Here is a 16,063-nt window from a genome sequence, read left to right as displayed (position 1 = left end):
TGGCCGCGACCGCCCGGTCCGGTCCGGCGAACCGTGACCGCCTTGTGGCTGCGTCCGGACCCGTGACAGGGGTCGCAGGATGCGCCGGGAGGCTTGAGGAGACCCGCACTACATGCTCGAGAACGAGCCGACCACCGAAGCAGCCGAGACGGCTGCCACCCAGCCGGCCGCCGCCCGCAAGACCGCGAAGAAGGCCGCTGCCGCGAAGAAGACGACGACACCGCGCAAGCGCACGGTGAAGAAGACCGCCGCCGCGCCGGACGCGACCGCGGTCCCCACCCAGTCCGACGGCGAGGCCGCCGATCCGGCGCCGGCTCCGGCTCCGGCGAAGAAGACGGCCAAGAAGGCCGCCGCGAAGAAGGCGCCCGCCAAGAAGGCCGCGGCGAAGGCCCCCGCGAAGAAGACCACCAAGAAGGCCGCCACCAAGCCGGCCTCCCAGGAGATCTTCCCGCCCGCCACCGACGCCCCCACACCCGAGCAGGCAACCGCACTCGCGGACGCAGGCCCCGTCGTGGAGAGCGCCCCCGCCAAGAAGACCACCCGCAAACGCACCACCAAGAAGTCCGCGACGGCCCCGGACCTGTTCTCGTCCGACGCCCCGACCACCGACGGCCCGGTAACCGACGCCGCTGAGCCTGGCACGGACTCCGCCCCGGCCGCGGACGCGGCGCCCGTCGAGGGCGCCCCCGCCCGCAAGCGCACCTCGCGCCGCCGTGCATCCAAGTCGGCCGAGGCCGCCGCCGACATCCCCTCCGCGAGCCCTGCGGATGCCCCCTCTGGGAGCGCGGCCTCCGAGGCCGCTGGTGCAGTTGCGGACGGTAGCGACTCCGGTACGGCGGGTGCTGGAACGAGTGCACGGCGTACTCGGCGGCGCCCCGCGCCTGCGGCGGTGTTGTTCCAGGCGCCTATCGACGTACCGCCGGTGACGGACGAGGACGACGAGGAAGCCGAAGCCGAAGCCGCGGTCAGCACCCCGGAGCCGGGGGCGGACGAGCAGCCGGCCGGCACCCGTCGGCGCCGGAGCCGCCGCAACCGCGACGCCGACGCCCAGGCCACAGCGGAGACCGCCGAGACGCCTGAAGAGGTCGCTGCCGACCGCGCCGAGCCGGTCGCCGAGGCCGCTGCCCAGGTCGCGGACGGCCAGACCAAGCGCAGCACTAGGCGCAGGTCCAACGCCAAGACAGACGCCCAGGCCGACGCGACGAGCGAGGCGCAGGCTGACGCCACGACCGACGCCGAGCGCGACGTGCGGGCTGATGCGAAGGCCGCGACGGACGGCAGGATCGACGCCGACCGCGATGGGCGGGCCGCTGCCCGGGCCGCGCAGGGCGAGGAGGCTGCCGACGAGGTCGACGGGCAGGATGAGGCGCACGGTGAGGACGGCGAGGAAGGTGGCGAGGGGACTCGTCGCCGGCGCCGGCGCCGTGGTGGGCGGCGGCGTCGCAAGTCCGGTGACGCGGACGGTGCGGACGACAACGCCGACGAGCAGTCCGACGACGACCAGGACGACGACGAGCAGGACGCCCGGGCGGACGACGCCGACTCTGCTGATGCTGCCGACGCCGACGACGAGGAGGCCGCGGGCGGTTCGTCCCGCCGGCGCCGCCGTCGCCGTCGCCGCAAGGGCGAGGACAGCGCCTCGTCCCCGGACGACCCCGACGAGACCGTCGTACGGGTCCGCGAACCGCGCAGCAAGAACACCGCGAACGAGATCACCGCGGTCGAGGGCTCGACCCGCCTGGAGGCGAAGAAGCAGCGCCGCCGCGAGGGCCGCGCCGCGGGCCGCCGCCGCGCGCCGATCGTCACCGAGGCCGAGTTCCTGGCCCGCCGGGAGTCGGTCGAGCGGACGATGGTGATCCGGTCCCGCGAGGACCTGACCCAGATCGCGGTCTCCGAGGACAACGTCCTGGTCGAGCACTACGTGACCACGGCGGAGCAGACCTCGCTGATCGGCAACGTGTACCTCGGCCGCGTGCAGAACGTGCTGCCCAGCATGGAGGCGGCGTTCATCGACATCGGCAAGGGCCGCAACGCGGTGCTGTACGCCGGTGAGGTCGACTGGGCCACCCTGGGTGGCGCCAACGGCCCGCGGAAGATCGAGCAGGTGCTGAAGTCCGGCCAGTCGGTGCTGGTCCAGGTGACCAAGGACCCGATCGGCCACAAGGGCGCCCGGCTGACCAACCAGATCAGCCTCCCCGGCCGGTACGTCGTCTACGTACCGCGCGGCGGCAACGGCGGCATCAGCCGCAAGCTGCCCGACACCGAGCGGAACCGGCTGAAGGCGATCCTCAAGGACATCGTCCCCGACGAGGCCGGCGTGATCGTCCGGACCGCCGCCGAGGGTGCGTCCGAGGAGGAGCTGACCGCGGACGTCAGCCGCCTGCAGTCCGCCTGGGAGGAGATCGACAAGAAGTCGAAGAACGGCCAGGCCCCGCAGCTGCTGTACGGCGAGCCGGACCTGCTGATCCGCGTTGTCCGGGACCTGTTCACCGAGGACTTCGCGAAGCTGGTGATCTCCGGCGAGACGGCGTACGACCAGGTCCGTGACTACGTGGCCGGCGTCGCGCCGCACCTGGCCGACCGGGTCGAGAAGTGGGGCGGCGACGGCGACGTCTTCGCGAACTACCGGATCGACGAGCAGATCAAGAAGGCGCTGGACCGCAAGGTGTGGCTGCCGTCGGGCGGTTCGCTGATCATCGACCGGACCGAGGCGATGACGGTGGTCGACGTGAACACCGGCAAGTTCACCGGCTCCGGCGGGAACCTCGAGGAGACCGTCACCAAGAACAACCTGGAGGCGGCCGAGGAGATCGTCCGGCAGCTCCGGCTCCGCGACATCGGCGGCATCATCGTCATCGACTTCATCGACATGGTGCTGGAGTCGAACCGCGATCTCGTACTGCGCCGGCTCGTCGAGTGCCTGGGCCGGGACCGGACCAAGCACCAGGTGGCCGAGGTCACCTCGCTGGGGCTGGTGCAGATGACGCGGAAGCGGATCGGTACCGGATTGCTCGAGGCGTTCAGCGAGAACTGCGACCACTGCGGTGGCCGCGGGCTGATCCTGCACGACGAGCCGAAGGAGTCGCGCCGCCGCAACGGGCAGAGCGGCCAGAACGGCCACGACCACGGCAAGCCCGCGCAGGCGGAGGAAAGCGGCCGCAAGAGCTCCCGCCGCCGCCGCGGCAAGGGCCGCACCGACGAGGAGCCCGCCGCCGAGCAGGAGACGCCGCAACACAACGGCGACGCCGCCCAGCGCCTCGCCCAGATCGCCGCCGCCACGGTGAAGAAGGAAGAGGCAGCCGCCTCCACCGAGGCGGACGGCACCTCGGCGGACAGTACGCCGGAACCGACTGGGTACCCGGTCGCCGCCGACGCGACTGAGCACGTGAGCCCGGAAGCCACCGGCTTCCCGAGCCCGGAGGCTCCGGTGGCCGAGGCCGCGACTGAGCCGGTCGAGGACGCCGACGCCGCGCAGAACGGGGCCGCCAAGAGCACTCGGCGGCGGCGGAGTAGCCGGAGTCGGAGCAAGACTGCTGCTGAGGGTGACGCGACCGACCCGTCGGAGCTCGTCACCACCGGTAGCTGACGCGATGTGATGCGGGTCCCGCGGCAGGCGGGGGAGTCAGTTTGACCCGTCTGTGACGGGACCCGTAAACTTGAGCGTCGGCGCGCGTTCCGCGTGCCATGTTTGTGTGGGCCGCCAGGTCTGTGCAGGCCCCCAGAGTAAGTTTTCCGATCCAGCAGAGAGTGAGATCCACGGTGTACGCGATCGTGCGCAGTGGCGGCACCCAGCAGAAGGTCGCCGTCGGCGATGTCATCGAGATCGACAGCCTGACCGACAAGGTCGGCGACACTGTGTCGCTGCCGGCGGTCCTCGTCGTCGATGGCGACACCGTGACGGCCGACGCCGCCGCGCTGGCCAACGTGGCCGTCTCGGCCGAGGTCCTGGGCCGCACCAAGGGCCCGAAGATCAACATCCTCAAGTACAAGAACAAGACCGGTTACCGCAAGCGCCAGGGGCACCGTCAGCACTACACCCAGGTCAAGGTCACCGCGATCGACGCGAAGAAGAAGTGAGCTGATCTCGAGATGGCACACAAAAAGGGAGCGGCCTCGACCCGCAACGGTCGTGACTCCAACGCGCAGCGCCTCGGCGTGAAGCGGTACGGCGGTCAGCTGGTGAACGCCGGCGAGATCATCGTCCGGCAGCGCGGCACGCACTTCCACCCGGGCAACCTGGTCGGCCGCGGCGGCGACGACACGCTGTTCGCGCTCGCCGAGGGCACCGTGGAGTTCGGCACCCGGCGCGGTCGCCGCGTCGTCAACATCGTCCCGGCCCCGGCGGAGTAATACCGCCACCCGGACGTATCAGCAGCTCTGCAAAGGGCGGGTCGCGGAATACCGCGCACCCGCCCTTTCGCTGTGTAGAAGAGAATCTCAGTCAGTACCCGGCAGGAAGAGAACACCGATGGCCATCCCCAGCTTCGTCGACCGCGTCACGGTGCACGTCACCGCGGGCCGCGGCGGGAACGGCTGCGCCTCGGTGCACCGGGAGAAGTTCAAGCCGCTCGGCGGCCCCGACGGCGGCAACGGCGGCGACGGCGGCAGCGTGATCCTGCGCGTCGACCCGGACGTCACCACGCTCGTCGACTACCACCGTTCCAGCCACCGTGCCGCGACGAACGGTGCCCAGGGCAAGGGTGACCACCAGGCCGGCAGCAACGGCGCGGACGTGGTCCTCGGCGTCCCCGACGGCACCGTCATCAGCACACAGGACGGTGAAGTCCTCGCGGACCTCGTCGGCCCGGGTGCGGAGTACGTCGCCGCGCAGGGCGGCAAGGGCGGACTCGGCAACGCCGCGCTGGCGAGCAGCTCGCGCAAGGCGCCCGGTTTCGCGCTGCTCGGCGAGGACGGCGAGGAGCGCACGCTCGTCCTGGAGCTGAAGGTCGTCGCGGACGTCGGCCTGGTCGGGTTCCCGAGCGCGGGCAAGTCGTCGCTGGTCGCCTCGATCAGCCGCGCCCGCCCGAAGATCGCCGACTACCCGTTCACCACCCTGGTGCCGAACCTCGGCGTCGTCGTCGCCGGTGACACCACGTACACCGTCGCCGACGTACCAGGGCTGATCGAAGGCGCCAGCGAGGGCCGCGGCCTCGGCCACGACTTCCTGCGGCACGTGGAGCGCTGCGCGGCGCTCGTGCACGTCATCGACTGCGCGACGTACGAGCCGGGCCGGGATCCGCTCAGCGACCTCGAGACGATCGAGGCCGAGCTGCGGGCGCACGGTGGGCTCGAGGACCGGCCGCGGCTGGTGGCGCTGAACAAGATCGACGTACCGGACGCGCGCGAGATCGCCGAGATGGTGCAGGCCGAGCTGGAGGAGCGCGGGCTGCGGGTGTTCCCGATCTCGACCGCGTCGCACGAGGGGCTCGAGGCGCTGAAGTTCGCGATGGCGGAGATCGTCGTACGGCGGCGCGCCGAGCAGGAGAAGCCCGACACCACGCGGATCGTGATCCGGCCGCAGGTGCAGGGCGGGCCCGAGTTCAAGGTGAAGAAGCTGCCGGACGACGGCGGCTGGCTGGTGCAGGGCGCGAAGCCCGAGCGCTGGGTGCGGCAGACCGACTTCGCGAACGCGGAGGCGACCGGCTACCTGGCGGACCGGCTGAACCGGCTCGGCGTCGAGGAGGAGCTGCTCAAGCTGGGCGCGAACCCGGGCGACGCCGTGGTGATCGGCGACGGGCCGAACGCGATCGTGTTCGACTTCGCGCCGGACGTCCAGGCCGGCGCCGAGATCCTGGCGCGGCGTGGCGAGGACCACCGGCTCGAGGAGGTCCGTCCGGCGGCACAGCGACGGCGGGCGAAGGACACCGAGTACCACGCTTTCCGCGAGGGAGAGCGGGCCGAGGACTGGTCGGAGTACCGCGAGAACTGGGACACCGACGAGGTGGACCTGTCCCCGGCCGAGGCGAAACGAGCGGCAGAGGCCGCGGCGAAGCAGGCGCGCAAGGAGGCGCGCGAGCGGGCTGCGGCGGAGGAACTCGACCAGAACGGTTGATTTCATGAAGCTACGCGCGGAGGCGGTCAACGCCACGCGGATCGTCGTCAAGGTCGGCTCGTCGTCGCTGACGCAGCGCGGCAGGATCGACCTGGAGCGGCTCCGGCTGCTCGTCGACGCCATCGCGGCGCGGCGGGTGGAGGGCACCGAGGTCGTGCTCGTGTCCTCCGGCGCGATCGCCGCCGGGCTGGCGCCGATGGGTCTGCGGTCGCGACCGCGGGACCTGGCCACCCAGCAGGCCGCGGCGTCCGTCGGGCAGGGGCTGCTGATGGCGCGGTACAGCGACGCGTTCGCCGCGCACGGGCTGAAGGTCGGGCAGGTGCTGCTGACGGTCGACGACGTGACGCGGCGCTCGCACTACCGCAACGCGTACCGGACCTTCGCGCGGCTGCTCGAGCTCGGCGTCGTACCGATCGTGAACGAGAACGACACGGTCGCGACCACCGAGATCCGCTTCGGCGACAACGACCGGCTGGCGGCGCTGACCAGTCACCTCGTGCACGCCGACCTGCTGTTGCTGCTGTCCGACGTCGACGGTTTGTACGACGGGGATCCGCGCAAGCCTGGTACGTCGATGGTCACCGAGATCCGGGGTGCGACCGATCTCGAGCCGCTCGCGATCGGGAAGACCGGCACGTCCGGGGTCGGCACCGGCGGCATGCAGACGAAGGTCGAGGCGGCCGCGATCGCCACGGAGGCAGGGATTCCGGTGGTCCTGACGTCGGCGGGCCGGGTCGGCGAGGCGCTCCGCGGTGAGCCCGTCGGCACGCTGTTCCACCCGACCGGCCGCCGCCGCAAGACCCGCCTCCTCTGGCTGGCCCACGCGACCTCCGGCCAAGGCATCCTGCACCTGGACGAGGGAGCGGTTCGCGCAGTGACCCAACGCCGCGCGTCTCTGCTCCCGGCCGGAATCACCGCGGTAGAAGGCACTTTCTCCGCCGGTGACCCCGTAGACCTGGTCTCGCCGTCGGGCGTGGTCGTGGCCCGCGGCCTGGTCAACTACGACGCCTCCGAGCTCCCCGACCTCCTCGGCCGCTCGACGCGCGACCTGGCCCGCGAGCTCGGTTCGGCGTACGAACGCGAAGTAGTCCACCGCGACGACCTGGTCCTGCTGTGAAGACCGCAGGTTCTGGTTCTGCCGCGACGAAGGTCGCTTGGGGACTGCTCGCGGCGTGGATCGTCCACGACCTCGAAGAACTCGCCACGATGCCGGCGTTCTCGCATTCGCCCGACCTGCCGCGTCCGCTCGCCAAGGTCCTGCCGATGTCGCGCACCGAGGCGGCCACCGCGATCGGCCTCACCGGCGCGGCCATGGCAGCGGCATCGGCGGCCGGAGCGGCGACCGGCGGGCGCAGCAGGTTCTTCCAGGCGTCACTGATGGGCTTCGGGCTGCACGCAGGCACGCACCTCGCGCAGTCGGTCGCGTTGCGGCGCTACACGCCCGGCCTGGTCACGACACCGCTCGTCGTGATCCCGTTCTCGCTGTGGGCGTGGCGGCGGCTCAAGGCGGACGGCGTACCGATCGCGCCGAGCGACCGCCGGCTGAACCTCGCGCTCGCGGCGGTGGTCCCGCTGTCGCACGCGATCGCCCGGCTGCCTCGGCTGAGACGACAATCCACCCAGCGGAACAACGGATCTAGGATGGCGACGTGAGCGAGATCATCGAGCTGGCACGGCGGGCGCGGGTTGCGTCGTACGCCCTGGCCGAGGCGTCCCGGGCGACCAAGGACGCGGCGCTGCACGCGATGGCGGCGGCATTGCGGGCGAACACCGACACGATCGTCGAGGCGAACGCCAAGGACGTGGCCGCGGCCCGGGACGCCGGTACGGCGGAATCGACGGTCGACCGGCTGGCGCTCAACCCGGCGCGGGTCGACGCGATGGCGGCCGGGCTGGAGCAGCTGGCCGGCCTGACGGACCCGGTCGGCGAGGTCGTCCGCGGGTACACGCTGCCGAACGGGCTCGAGCTCCGCCAGGTCCGCGTCCCGTTCGGCGTCGTCGGGATCATCTACGAGGCCCGGCCGAACGTGACCGCCGACGCCGCGGGCATCTGCCTGAAGTCCGGCAACGCGGTCCTGCTCCGCGGTTCGTCGTCGGCCGCCGCCTCCAACGAGGCGATCGTCGCCGTACTGCGCTCCGCCGCCGAGTCGGCCGGCCTGCCCGCGGACGTCGTCCAAGGCGTGCCGACCGATCGGGCCGCGGTGAAGGAGCTGATGCAGGCGCGTGGCCTGGTCGACGTGCTGATCCCGCGCGGCGGTGCGGGCCTGATCCAGACCGTGGTGAGCGAGTCGACGGTGCCGGTGATCGAGACCGGCGTCGGCAACTGCCACGTGTACGTCGACGCGGACGCGGATCTCGGCCTCGCGCTGGAAATCCTGCTCAACGCGAAGACGCAGCGTCCGAGCGTCTGCAACGCGACCGAATCCCTGCTGGTGCACGCCTCGGTGGCCGACGAGTTCCTGGCGGCCGCGCTGCCGGCGCTCGCCGACGCGGGCGTGACGGTGCACGGCGACCCGACGGTTGTTGCCGCGGGCAAGGATGTGGTCGCGGCGACCGAGGAGGACTTCGGGACGGAGTACAACTCGCTCGACCTGTCGGCGGCGGTGGTGGACGACCTGGAGGCCGCCGTACAGCACATCCGTCGCTACGGCTCCGGTCACACCGACGCGATCATCACCCGCTCGCAGGCGGCCGCGCGGCGGTTCACGACGGCTGTGGACTCGGCCGCGGTGGTGGTGAACGCCAGCACCCGGTTCACGGACGGCGGCGAGTTCGGCTTCGGCGCCGAGATCGGGATCTCCACGCAGAAGCTGCACGCGCGCGGTCCGATGGGCCTGCCGGAGATGACGTCGACGAAGTACGTCGTCACCGGGGAAGGTCAGATCCGAACCTGAACGTCCGGACCACCGGCGGCTCGGCACTCACCACCGCCAGCGCCGCCCGGTGGTCGTCGCCGACGTCCAACTGCCGCACCTGAATCCCTTCAGGTGTTCGCTGTTCGCCGAGCAATCCTTCGCCGGTCGCCTTCACGACGGCTTCCTTCCGCGTCCAGTACGTCGCGAACGTACGCGCCTTCTCGAGTCCGCTGTATTGGCTCAACGTCTGTACTTCGTCCGCGGAAAGGACGACCCGCGCCACCCCGTCGACGTCGAGCGCCGGATCGACCCGCTCCACGTCGATCCCCACCGGCACGTCCGCGACCGCAACTCCCACGAGCGCCCCGGAATGCGTCACCGACAGCTCGACGCCGGCGGCCCGCACCTTCCCGTGCGGCTTCCCGCACATCGAGCACGTCCGGTCCAGCTCGATCTTTGCCGCCGGCAACGAGAATCGCGCCGCCAGCACCCGGCGCACGATCGTCACGCCCAGCAGGAACCGCGCCCGGTCGATCTCCCGGACGTACGCCGCCATCCGCTCGCGCTCGGCTGTGTCCAGATCGCGCTCGAACTCCGGCCGGGCCTCGTCGACCCCGGCCCACCAGACGTCAACCATCGAGCGCCCAGGTGACCGCGTCGGCGATGTCCGTGACCGGGTAGCGCACCGCCTTGACCGTGCGATCCGCGTCGATCAGCAGAACGACCCGCTTCAGCCGCTCGTACCCACCGGCCCGGAACGTCGGCAGCCGCAGCGCCGCCGCGAGTTCCAGGTCGACGTCGGACAGCAGCAGGTGCGGGATCTCCTCGGCGCGGGCGAACGCCTGCTGTTCGTCGGGCCGCTGCGTGCTGACCCCGCGTACGGCGATCCGCTTCGCCGCGAACTCGTCGTACCGGCCGGCAAAGAGCCGGTTCTCGAGCGTGCACCCGGTCGCGCCGGCGATCTCGCTCCAGCCGTCCGGGAGCGGCGTCGGCCGACCGGTCGCCGGGTATCCGAACAGGACGGTCGTCCGGGCGCCCGCGTCCACGACGTCGATCGTCGTACCCTCCGTCGACCGCAGCGCGACGTACGGGACCTGCCGGCCGACGAGTTCCTGCAGACGTTGCGCCGGCGGCTCGTCGGGTGCGTTCGTACCGGTCAGGGTTCCGTCGCCGAGCAGCCAGCGGTCGCCCCAGTCCTGCAGCGCGACGAGGACCGGGAGCAGGGCGCGTCCGCGCGGGGTGAGCTGGTACGCGTAGCGCGTCGGCCGGTTCTGGTACGCGGACCGCTCGACGATCCCGCTGTCCAGCAGGCCGTTCAGGCGCTCGGTCAGCACCTTCCGCGAGATGTGCAGCGAGCCGGCCAGCTCGTCGAACCGGGACAGCCCGCGCGCGAGGTCGCGGACGATCAGCAGCTCCCAGCCGTCGCCGATGACGCCGAGCGACTGCGCGATCGCACAGTCCGGCTCGGGGGAGAAGCTGCTGCGCCGCACGTCTGTACTCCCTTGATTCCGGTTGCCACCACGCTAACCGGCCGAGTAAGTTCCTGTCGGGAACTCACTCTACCTGCTGGGGGCGCGGATGTACTGGCGGCGGATCGCGGACCTGCCCGCGTGGCTCAAGGCGGTCATGGTCGGCCAGCTGGTCAACGGCGCCGGCGCGCTGGCGTGGGTCTACCTCACGCTGTACCTCGTCGAGGACCGGGGGATGTCGGCGCAACAGGCCGGCTTCGCCGCGGCGGCGTACGGCGTCGGGCTGGTCGGCGGCAATCTCGGCGGCGGGTGGTTCGGCGACCGCTTCGGCCTGCGTGCGGCGGCGCTCGCGAGTCAGCTGTTGTGGGCGGTCAGTTGTGCGGCGATGCCGTTCGTGCCCGGGTCGTTGATCGCGGTCGTCGCGGCGCTGTCCGGTCTCTTCGGTGGTGCGGGACGGCCGAACCTCAGCGCGCTCGTGGCGATCTCGCTCCCGGTGGAACGGCGTCGCGAGGGCATCGCGTTGTCCCGGACCGCGTCGAACGCTGGGTTCACCATCGGCCCGCCGCTCGGCGGCCTGCTCGCGGCATACGACTTCTCGCTGGTGTTCCTCTTCGATGCGGTCACCAGCCTGGTCATGGCCGCGATCGTGTGGCGCTGGGTCCCGACCGCCCGGCGTACAACAGGATTGTCGACAACCGGATTGTGGAAGGCCGTGCTCGGCGATCGCGCCGTCTTGGTGGTGCTGGCAACGATCGTGGTGGTCGACACGGTGTACCGGCAGATCTTCGCCACGCTGCCGCTGCTCTTGCGTGACACGGGGACGGCGGCGGTCTGGTACGGCGTACTGCTCGGGGCCAGCTCGGTCGTGATCGTGCTCTTCGAGGCGCCGCTCGCCGTACGCCTCCGCGGGCATCGGGCCACTCGGGTGATCGCGGCCGGTTTCGGGTGCATCGGGCTGGGGCTCGCGGTCGTCGGGGTGTGGCCGGCGCTCGCCGGGGCCGCGGTGGCGATCGCGGTGATGACGGTGGGGGAGATGCTCTACAAGCCGACCGCGACCGCGCACGTCGCCGACGCGGCGCCCGAGGGGATGGTCGGGCGGTATTCGAGCCTGTACGCCGCGGCGTCGATCAGCGGCATGTTCCTCGCCCCCGCTCTCGGCGGTACGGCGTACCAGCACGCGCCCGGGCTGCTGTATCCCGTTGCCGCGGCGCTCGCGCTGGCGGCGGGCGTCGTACTGCTGCTCAGTCGGGCAACGGCGCGGGACGTCCTTCCCAGCGAGTCGACAGCACAACCGTCGTCCGCGTCCTGACCACGCCGTTCACGCGACGCAGGGAGCCGACCACGGCCTCGAGCTGCGTCACGTCGGCGACCCGGACCTTGACGACGAGCTCCTGGTCGCCGGCCACGAACCAGCAGTCCTCGACCGCGGCGATCTCGCGGACCTGCTCGACGATGTCGTCGGTCTCGACGTCGTCGCGCTGGAAGAGGCCGATCAGCGCGCTCGTCCCGAGCCCGACCTGGTCCGGGGCGACGACCGCGCGGTACCCGAGCAGTACGCCGCGTTCCTCGAGCCGCCGTACCCGCTCCTGGACGCTCGGGCCGGACAAGCCGACCACCCGGCCGAGCTCGGCCCAGCTGGAGCGGCCGTTCTGCCGGAGCGCCTCGATCAGCTGCCGGTCGATCGCGTCCATGACATCTCCTGTTCACCGCAGATTCCAAGGCAACTGGTGCGCCTGGCCTTTAATTCGTTTGTGAGAGCCTACTGCGTCCCGTATAATTTCAGGTGTCGGGGATGTCCGCCCCGACTCCGCCGTACAACCGAAGTGAAGGAACCATGATCACCCCTGACGTTGCCCGTGCTCAGATCGACGAGCGGCACCGGCTCGCCGCGCAGGCCCGCCGTGCGCACGCCGTGCCGTCCACCTGGCGCCGGCTGCTGACCCGTCACACCCGCCGCGGCTGACCGGCCGCAATCGTCCCGCCGGCCACCAGATAGGCTCTGCTTCATGCAGACGCACTTGGTGCCGCTGATCGCGGCTGTGGAAGCGGCCGCGGGCGAGGCCTCGCACATCTCGAAGTGGTGGTACGGCGGGTTCGCGCTCTTCGTGCTCATCCTGCTGCTGGTCGTCACCGTCGTCATGGGCAAGGGCCGGCCGCACAGCTGAGCGGCTCGAAGGGCGTGGCCATGGAGCGGAGACGACGCATCGGCGTGATGGGTGGCACGTTCGACCCCATCCATCACGGCCACCTGGTCGCCGCCAGCGAGGTGCAGTCGTACTTCGACCTCGACGAGGTGATCTTCGTCCCGACCGGCCAGCCCTGGCAGAAGTCGGACCGGAAGGTCTCCCCGCCCGAGGACCGGTATCTGATGACCGTGATCGCCACGGCGTCGAACCCGCGGTTCTCGGTCAGCCGCGTCGACATCGACCGGCCCGGGCCGACGTACACGATCGACACGCTGCGCGACCTGTCCCGGCTGTACCCGGACGCCGAGTTGTTCTTCATCACCGGCGCCGACGCGCTCGCCCAGATCCTGACCTGGCGGGACGTGGACGAGATGTTCAAGCTCGCCCAGTTCGTCGGCTGTACGCGGCCGGGGACCGAGGGGCTCGAGCTGCCGCTCGACCAGCTGCCGATGGACCGGATCACGTTGCTCGAGGTGCCGGCGCTGGCGATCTCGTCGACCGAGTGCCGGGCCCGGGTCGCCAAGGGCAACCCGACCTGGTACCTGGTGCCGGACGGGATCGTCCAGTACATCGCCAAGCGCGAGCTCTACACCAACCGTTAGGACGTCTTATGCCTGCCAGTGAACGCGCCATCGAGCTGCTGACCGCGGCTGCGGAAGCGGCCCACGACAAGAAGGCCGAGAACGTCCTCGCCTTCGACGTGTCCGAGCAGCTCGCGATCACCGACGCGTTCTTGGTCGCGTCCGCCTCCAACGACCGCCAGGTCCGCGCGATCGTGGACGCGATCGAGGAGAAGCTGCGCGTCGACTTCGACGCCAAGCCGGTCCGTCGCGAGGGCGCCCGCGAGGGGCGCTGGGTGCTGCTCGACTACCTGGAGATCGTCATCCACGTTCAGCACGACGAGGAGCGCGCGTTCTACTCCCTCGAGCGACTGTGGCGGGACTGCCCGGTGATCGCACTGCCGTCGCCGGTGCCCGGGGCCGCCGGTGCTGCTGGTGCCGCTGGTGCCGCTGGTCCTGGGTCCGCCGGTCCTGCCGGTTCCGCGGCCGAATGACGGCGGGGCGACTGGTCGTCTGGCGGCACGGCCGGACGGAATGGAACCTGCAGGACAAGATCCAGGGCCAGGCCGACATCCCCCTCGACGAGGTCGGCGTCTCCCAGGCCCGCGCCGCCGCGGCCCGGCTGGCGTCCCTCGCCCCGACTCGGCTGTTCGCCAGCGACCTGCAGCGCGCGGCCTCCACGGCCGGTGAACTCGCCGTACTGACCGGCCTCAAGATCGAGTACGACGAGGCGCTCCGCGAGATCGACGTCGACGACTGGGCCGGCCTCACCATGGCCGAACTCGCCGCCCTCAACCCCGAGGCCGCCGCCCGCATCCGCAGCGGCGAACCCCAGCGCCGCGGCACCCACGGCGAAACCGTCGAAGAAGTCGCCGACCGCTTCGCCGAGGCCCTGACCCGCATCTCCACCCAGGGCACCTCCGAAGACACCATCGTCATCGCCACCCACGGCCTCGCCGCCCGCGTCGGCATCTGCCTGTTCCTAGGCATCCCCCAGACCAGCTGGCCCGCCTTCGGAGGCCTCTCCAACTGCAACTGGGTCTCGTTGTTGCCGGGCCGCGCCGGCTGGCGCATCGAAGAATGGAACGCCGGCTCCCTCCCCGAACCAGTAATGAGCGACGACCCCCAACGCTGAAGGGGAAGAACTACCGGGGAAGGTGTCCAAAAGGACACCGCTTCGCGGCGGCTGCCTATCGGCCGGCTCCGCCGGCGTCCGGAACCGCCCTGCGAGCACCTGCTCCGCCGCGGACTACAGCAATGCGCCTGACCAATCGGACACCGCTTCGCGGCGGCTGCCTATGGGCCGCCTTCGGCGGCGCCCGGAACGGCTCTACGAGCACCTGCTCCGCCGCGGACTACAGCAATGCGCCTGACCAATCGGACACCGCTTCGCGGCGGCTGCCTGTTGGCCGGCTCCGCCGGCGCCCGTGCCGGTCCTACGGCCGACAGTCGCGCCGCGGAAATGCACGTGGATGAGCGGCCAATCGGACACCGCTTCGCGGCGACTGCCTGTTGGCCGCCTACGGCGGCGCGCGGACCGGTGGTGTCATGTGCAGGCCCCGGCGAAGCGACAGGCTCATGCGTCGGGGACCTGCGCCACCGACGTTGCCGTGCTGCACCCGCGAGACCAGGCCGGCGACGGCGCTTCGGCGTACTCCTCGACGGAGTACGCTCCGGCGTACTCCTCGGCGGAGGGAATGGGCGCGGGAGTTGACGGCTTCGCCGCGACGGCCCCGGACTCTATTGCTACGTGGTGCCGTCAGCGGCACATCAGGTCGTTACCGTGTAGCCTCGGATGGCAGGAAGCCCCTGGGATGAGAGCTTGGAGCTGTGCTCAGAGCCCCAACTCGCGGGCTCAGGGCCCGGACAGAAGGTCGCTCCTGAGCGTGCTGCGTGCCACACCAGCCACACCAGCGAACCGATTTTTCTTTGGCGGCACTCATCCGCTAAACTTCCGGAGTCGCAAGACACCGCGGGGCTTTGGCGCAGTTGGTAGCGCGCTTCCATGGCATGGAAGAGGTCAGGGGTTCGAATCCCCTAAGCTCCACCGCAAGAGTTAGCAGGTCAGGAGGCACTTTCGCCGCCTGACCTGTTTTCGTTAGAGGTCCCAGTGGGAGAGATTTGGGAGAAACGCTCGCCTCCCACCAACTTGGCCGCCAGCGTCTCAGCCTCCCGCTCGGCCTTCTCTATGGTGTCCTTGATCACGGGCACCTACGTGAGCACCTTGCCCCGCTCGTCGGCGTCCAGCGCGAGTACGGAAGTGACCCAGCGGTCCTCTAGAGCCTCCGAGACTCGTCGCTCCATCTCGGGCGTCACGTGGTCGTATACCCGACCCCTGCCCTTCATCTTGTGACCAAGCCGAGCGCGGCGGGCGACCTCCTCGTTGCCGTCCTCTGTCAGCCAGGTGGCGTGCGTGTGTCGCCCCGCGTGGAAGCGGAAGCCCGAAAGGATCGCAGGCATGTGGCGCTCCGAAGTCGGGTTGCTCGGATCGACGCCGTCCCATGCGGGCCGCCAGAAGCGCTGGCGGAAGTTGGAGCGGTACCAGGGCTTGCCCTGCAGCGAGGTGAACACGAACGAACTCCCACTCGGTCGGGTCGCGAGGAGCAGTTCGTAGATCGATGCGACGCTCGGAGGCAGAGGCACCCAGCGCTCACCCGCTGGCGACTTGGTACGAGCGTTCCGCCGCGTACGCCGTGGACGACGCGCACCGTTTGCAAGGTCGAGCGAGGCTCGCTCGGTCACGTCGGTTCCACCATTGAACAGCCGACCGTCGACTTCTTTGAGCGGTTGGAAGACCGCAATCGCCTTACTGACCTGGTCGTATTCAACGAGGGTTTGGCCGGCCAATTCTCCCCAGCGGCCTCCGGTGTACGCATCGAGAAGACCAAGCACGAGGCCACTCAGCCCAAGCTCGTTCTCGTACAGCCGCATGCTTGCCCGG

The 16,063-nt window shown here is 70.6% G+C and carries 17 protein-coding genes and 1 tRNA gene; 14 read left to right on the top strand and 4 right to left on the bottom strand.

Annotated elements, in window-relative coordinates; translation table 11 throughout:
• Nucleotides 1-112 precede the first annotated feature (112 nt).
• The 7 genes from ABN611_RS00220 to ABN611_RS00190 all read left to right on the top strand — a co-directional run bounded on the left by ABN611_RS00220 (nucleotide 113) and on the right by ABN611_RS00190 (nucleotide 8,946).
• On the top strand, nucleotides 113-3,586 hold the full coding sequence (locus ABN611_RS00220) for an Rne/Rng family ribonuclease (RefSeq protein WP_350277664.1): 3,474 nt from the start codon (nucleotides 113-115) through the stop codon (nucleotides 3,584-3,586).
• A gap of 173 nt (nucleotides 3,587-3,759) precedes the next feature.
• Nucleotides 3,760-4,077 carry a 50S ribosomal protein L21 gene (rplU, locus tag ABN611_RS00215; protein WP_350277663.1) on the top strand — a complete coding sequence of 106 codons (318 nt, stop codon included), beginning with the start codon at nucleotides 3,760-3,762 and terminating at the stop codon, nucleotides 4,075-4,077.
• A 12-nt stretch (nucleotides 4,078-4,089) separates the two neighbouring features.
• On the top strand, nucleotides 4,090-4,350 hold the full coding sequence (gene rpmA, locus ABN611_RS00210; RefSeq protein WP_132152713.1) for a 50S ribosomal protein L27: 261 nt from the start codon (nucleotides 4,090-4,092) through the stop codon (nucleotides 4,348-4,350).
• Nucleotides 4,351-4,468: 118 nt separating this feature from the next.
• Nucleotides 4,469-6,052: a GTPase ObgE gene (gene obgE, locus ABN611_RS00205; RefSeq protein ID WP_350277662.1), complete on the top strand. Its 1,584-nt coding sequence runs from the start codon at nucleotides 4,469-4,471 to the stop codon at nucleotides 6,050-6,052.
• A 4-nt stretch (nucleotides 6,053-6,056) separates the two neighbouring features.
• Nucleotides 6,057-7,169 carry a glutamate 5-kinase gene (gene proB, locus ABN611_RS00200; protein ID WP_350277661.1) on the top strand — a complete coding sequence of 371 codons (1,113 nt, stop codon included), beginning with the start codon at nucleotides 6,057-6,059 and terminating at the stop codon, nucleotides 7,167-7,169.
• Nucleotides 7,166-7,705 (top strand): HXXEE domain-containing protein, encoded by a 540-nt coding sequence (locus ABN611_RS00195; protein ID WP_350277660.1) that lies wholly within the window; start codon nucleotides 7,166-7,168, stop codon nucleotides 7,703-7,705. Before proB ends, ABN611_RS00195 begins: the two co-directional genes overlap by 4 nt.
• Nucleotides 7,702-8,946 carry a glutamate-5-semialdehyde dehydrogenase gene (locus ABN611_RS00190; RefSeq protein WP_350277659.1) on the top strand — a complete coding sequence of 415 codons (1,245 nt, stop codon included), beginning with the start codon at nucleotides 7,702-7,704 and terminating at the stop codon, nucleotides 8,944-8,946. The genes ABN611_RS00195 and ABN611_RS00190 overlap by 4 nt, the downstream gene beginning before the upstream one ends.
• Here the strand turns inward: ABN611_RS00190 and ABN611_RS00185 are convergent.
• Nucleotides 8,918-9,544, bottom strand: coding sequence for a 4'-phosphopantetheinyl transferase superfamily protein (locus ABN611_RS00185; protein WP_350277658.1), 627 nt, complete (start codon nucleotides 9,542-9,544; stop codon nucleotides 8,918-8,920). The two genes, ABN611_RS00190 and ABN611_RS00185, sit on opposite strands and share 29 nt — an antisense overlap.
• Nucleotides 9,537-10,397: a winged helix-turn-helix transcriptional regulator gene (locus ABN611_RS00180; protein ID WP_350277657.1), complete on the bottom strand. Its 861-nt coding sequence runs from the start codon at nucleotides 10,395-10,397 to the stop codon at nucleotides 9,537-9,539. The genes ABN611_RS00185 and ABN611_RS00180 overlap by 8 nt, the downstream gene beginning before the upstream one ends.
• 88 nt (nucleotides 10,398-10,485) lie before the next feature.
• Between ABN611_RS00180 and ABN611_RS00175 the strand changes: the two genes are divergently transcribed.
• Complete coding sequence (locus ABN611_RS00175) at nucleotides 10,486-11,685, top strand: MFS transporter (protein WP_350277656.1); 1,200 nt, start codon at nucleotides 10,486-10,488, stop codon at nucleotides 11,683-11,685.
• On the opposite strand, the gene ABN611_RS00170 is transcribed toward ABN611_RS00175, so the two are convergent.
• Nucleotides 11,618-12,067 (bottom strand): Lrp/AsnC family transcriptional regulator, encoded by a 450-nt coding sequence (locus tag ABN611_RS00170; protein WP_350277655.1) that lies wholly within the window; start codon nucleotides 12,065-12,067, stop codon nucleotides 11,618-11,620. The two genes, ABN611_RS00175 and ABN611_RS00170, sit on opposite strands and share 68 nt — an antisense overlap.
• Before the next feature lie 143 nt (nucleotides 12,068-12,210).
• On the opposite strand from ABN611_RS00170, the gene ABN611_RS00165 reads away from it, so the two are divergent.
• From ABN611_RS00165 to ABN611_RS00140, 6 genes are all read left to right on the top strand, one after another.
• Nucleotides 12,211-12,339, top strand: coding sequence for a hypothetical protein (locus tag ABN611_RS00165; RefSeq protein WP_350277654.1), 129 nt, complete (start codon nucleotides 12,211-12,213; stop codon nucleotides 12,337-12,339).
• Nucleotides 12,340-12,382: 43 nt separating this feature from the next.
• On the top strand, nucleotides 12,383-12,541 hold the full coding sequence (locus tag ABN611_RS00160; RefSeq protein ID WP_350277653.1) for a hypothetical protein: 159 nt from the start codon (nucleotides 12,383-12,385) through the stop codon (nucleotides 12,539-12,541).
• Nucleotides 12,542-12,561: 20 nt separating this feature from the next.
• Nucleotides 12,562-13,164 carry a nicotinate-nucleotide adenylyltransferase gene (gene nadD, locus ABN611_RS00155; RefSeq protein WP_350277652.1) on the top strand — a complete coding sequence of 201 codons (603 nt, stop codon included), beginning with the start codon at nucleotides 12,562-12,564 and terminating at the stop codon, nucleotides 13,162-13,164.
• A gap of 8 nt (nucleotides 13,165-13,172) precedes the next feature.
• Nucleotides 13,173-13,616 carry a ribosome silencing factor gene (gene rsfS / locus ABN611_RS00150; protein WP_350277651.1) on the top strand — a complete coding sequence of 148 codons (444 nt, stop codon included), beginning with the start codon at nucleotides 13,173-13,175 and terminating at the stop codon, nucleotides 13,614-13,616.
• Complete coding sequence (locus ABN611_RS00145) at nucleotides 13,613-14,257, top strand: histidine phosphatase family protein (RefSeq protein WP_350277650.1); 645 nt, start codon at nucleotides 13,613-13,615, stop codon at nucleotides 14,255-14,257. The genes rsfS and ABN611_RS00145 overlap by 4 nt, the downstream gene beginning before the upstream one ends.
• A gap of 839 nt (nucleotides 14,258-15,096) precedes the next feature.
• A tRNA-Ala gene (locus ABN611_RS00140) sits at nucleotides 15,097-15,169 on the top strand.
• A gap of 164 nt (nucleotides 15,170-15,333) precedes the next feature.
• On the opposite strand, the gene ABN611_RS00135 is transcribed toward ABN611_RS00140, so the two are convergent.
• A complete protein-coding gene (locus tag ABN611_RS00135) occupies nucleotides 15,334-16,053 on the bottom strand; it encodes a tyrosine-type recombinase/integrase (protein WP_350277649.1) in 720 nt (239 codons plus the stop codon).
• Between the last annotated feature and the right edge of the window lie 10 nt (nucleotides 16,054-16,063).

This window comes from Kribbella sp. HUAS MG21, from assembly GCF_040254265.1.
Lineage (GTDB): Bacteria > Actinomycetota > Actinomycetes > Propionibacteriales > Kribbellaceae > Kribbella.
This window is presented reverse-complemented; position numbering and strand designations above follow the sequence as displayed.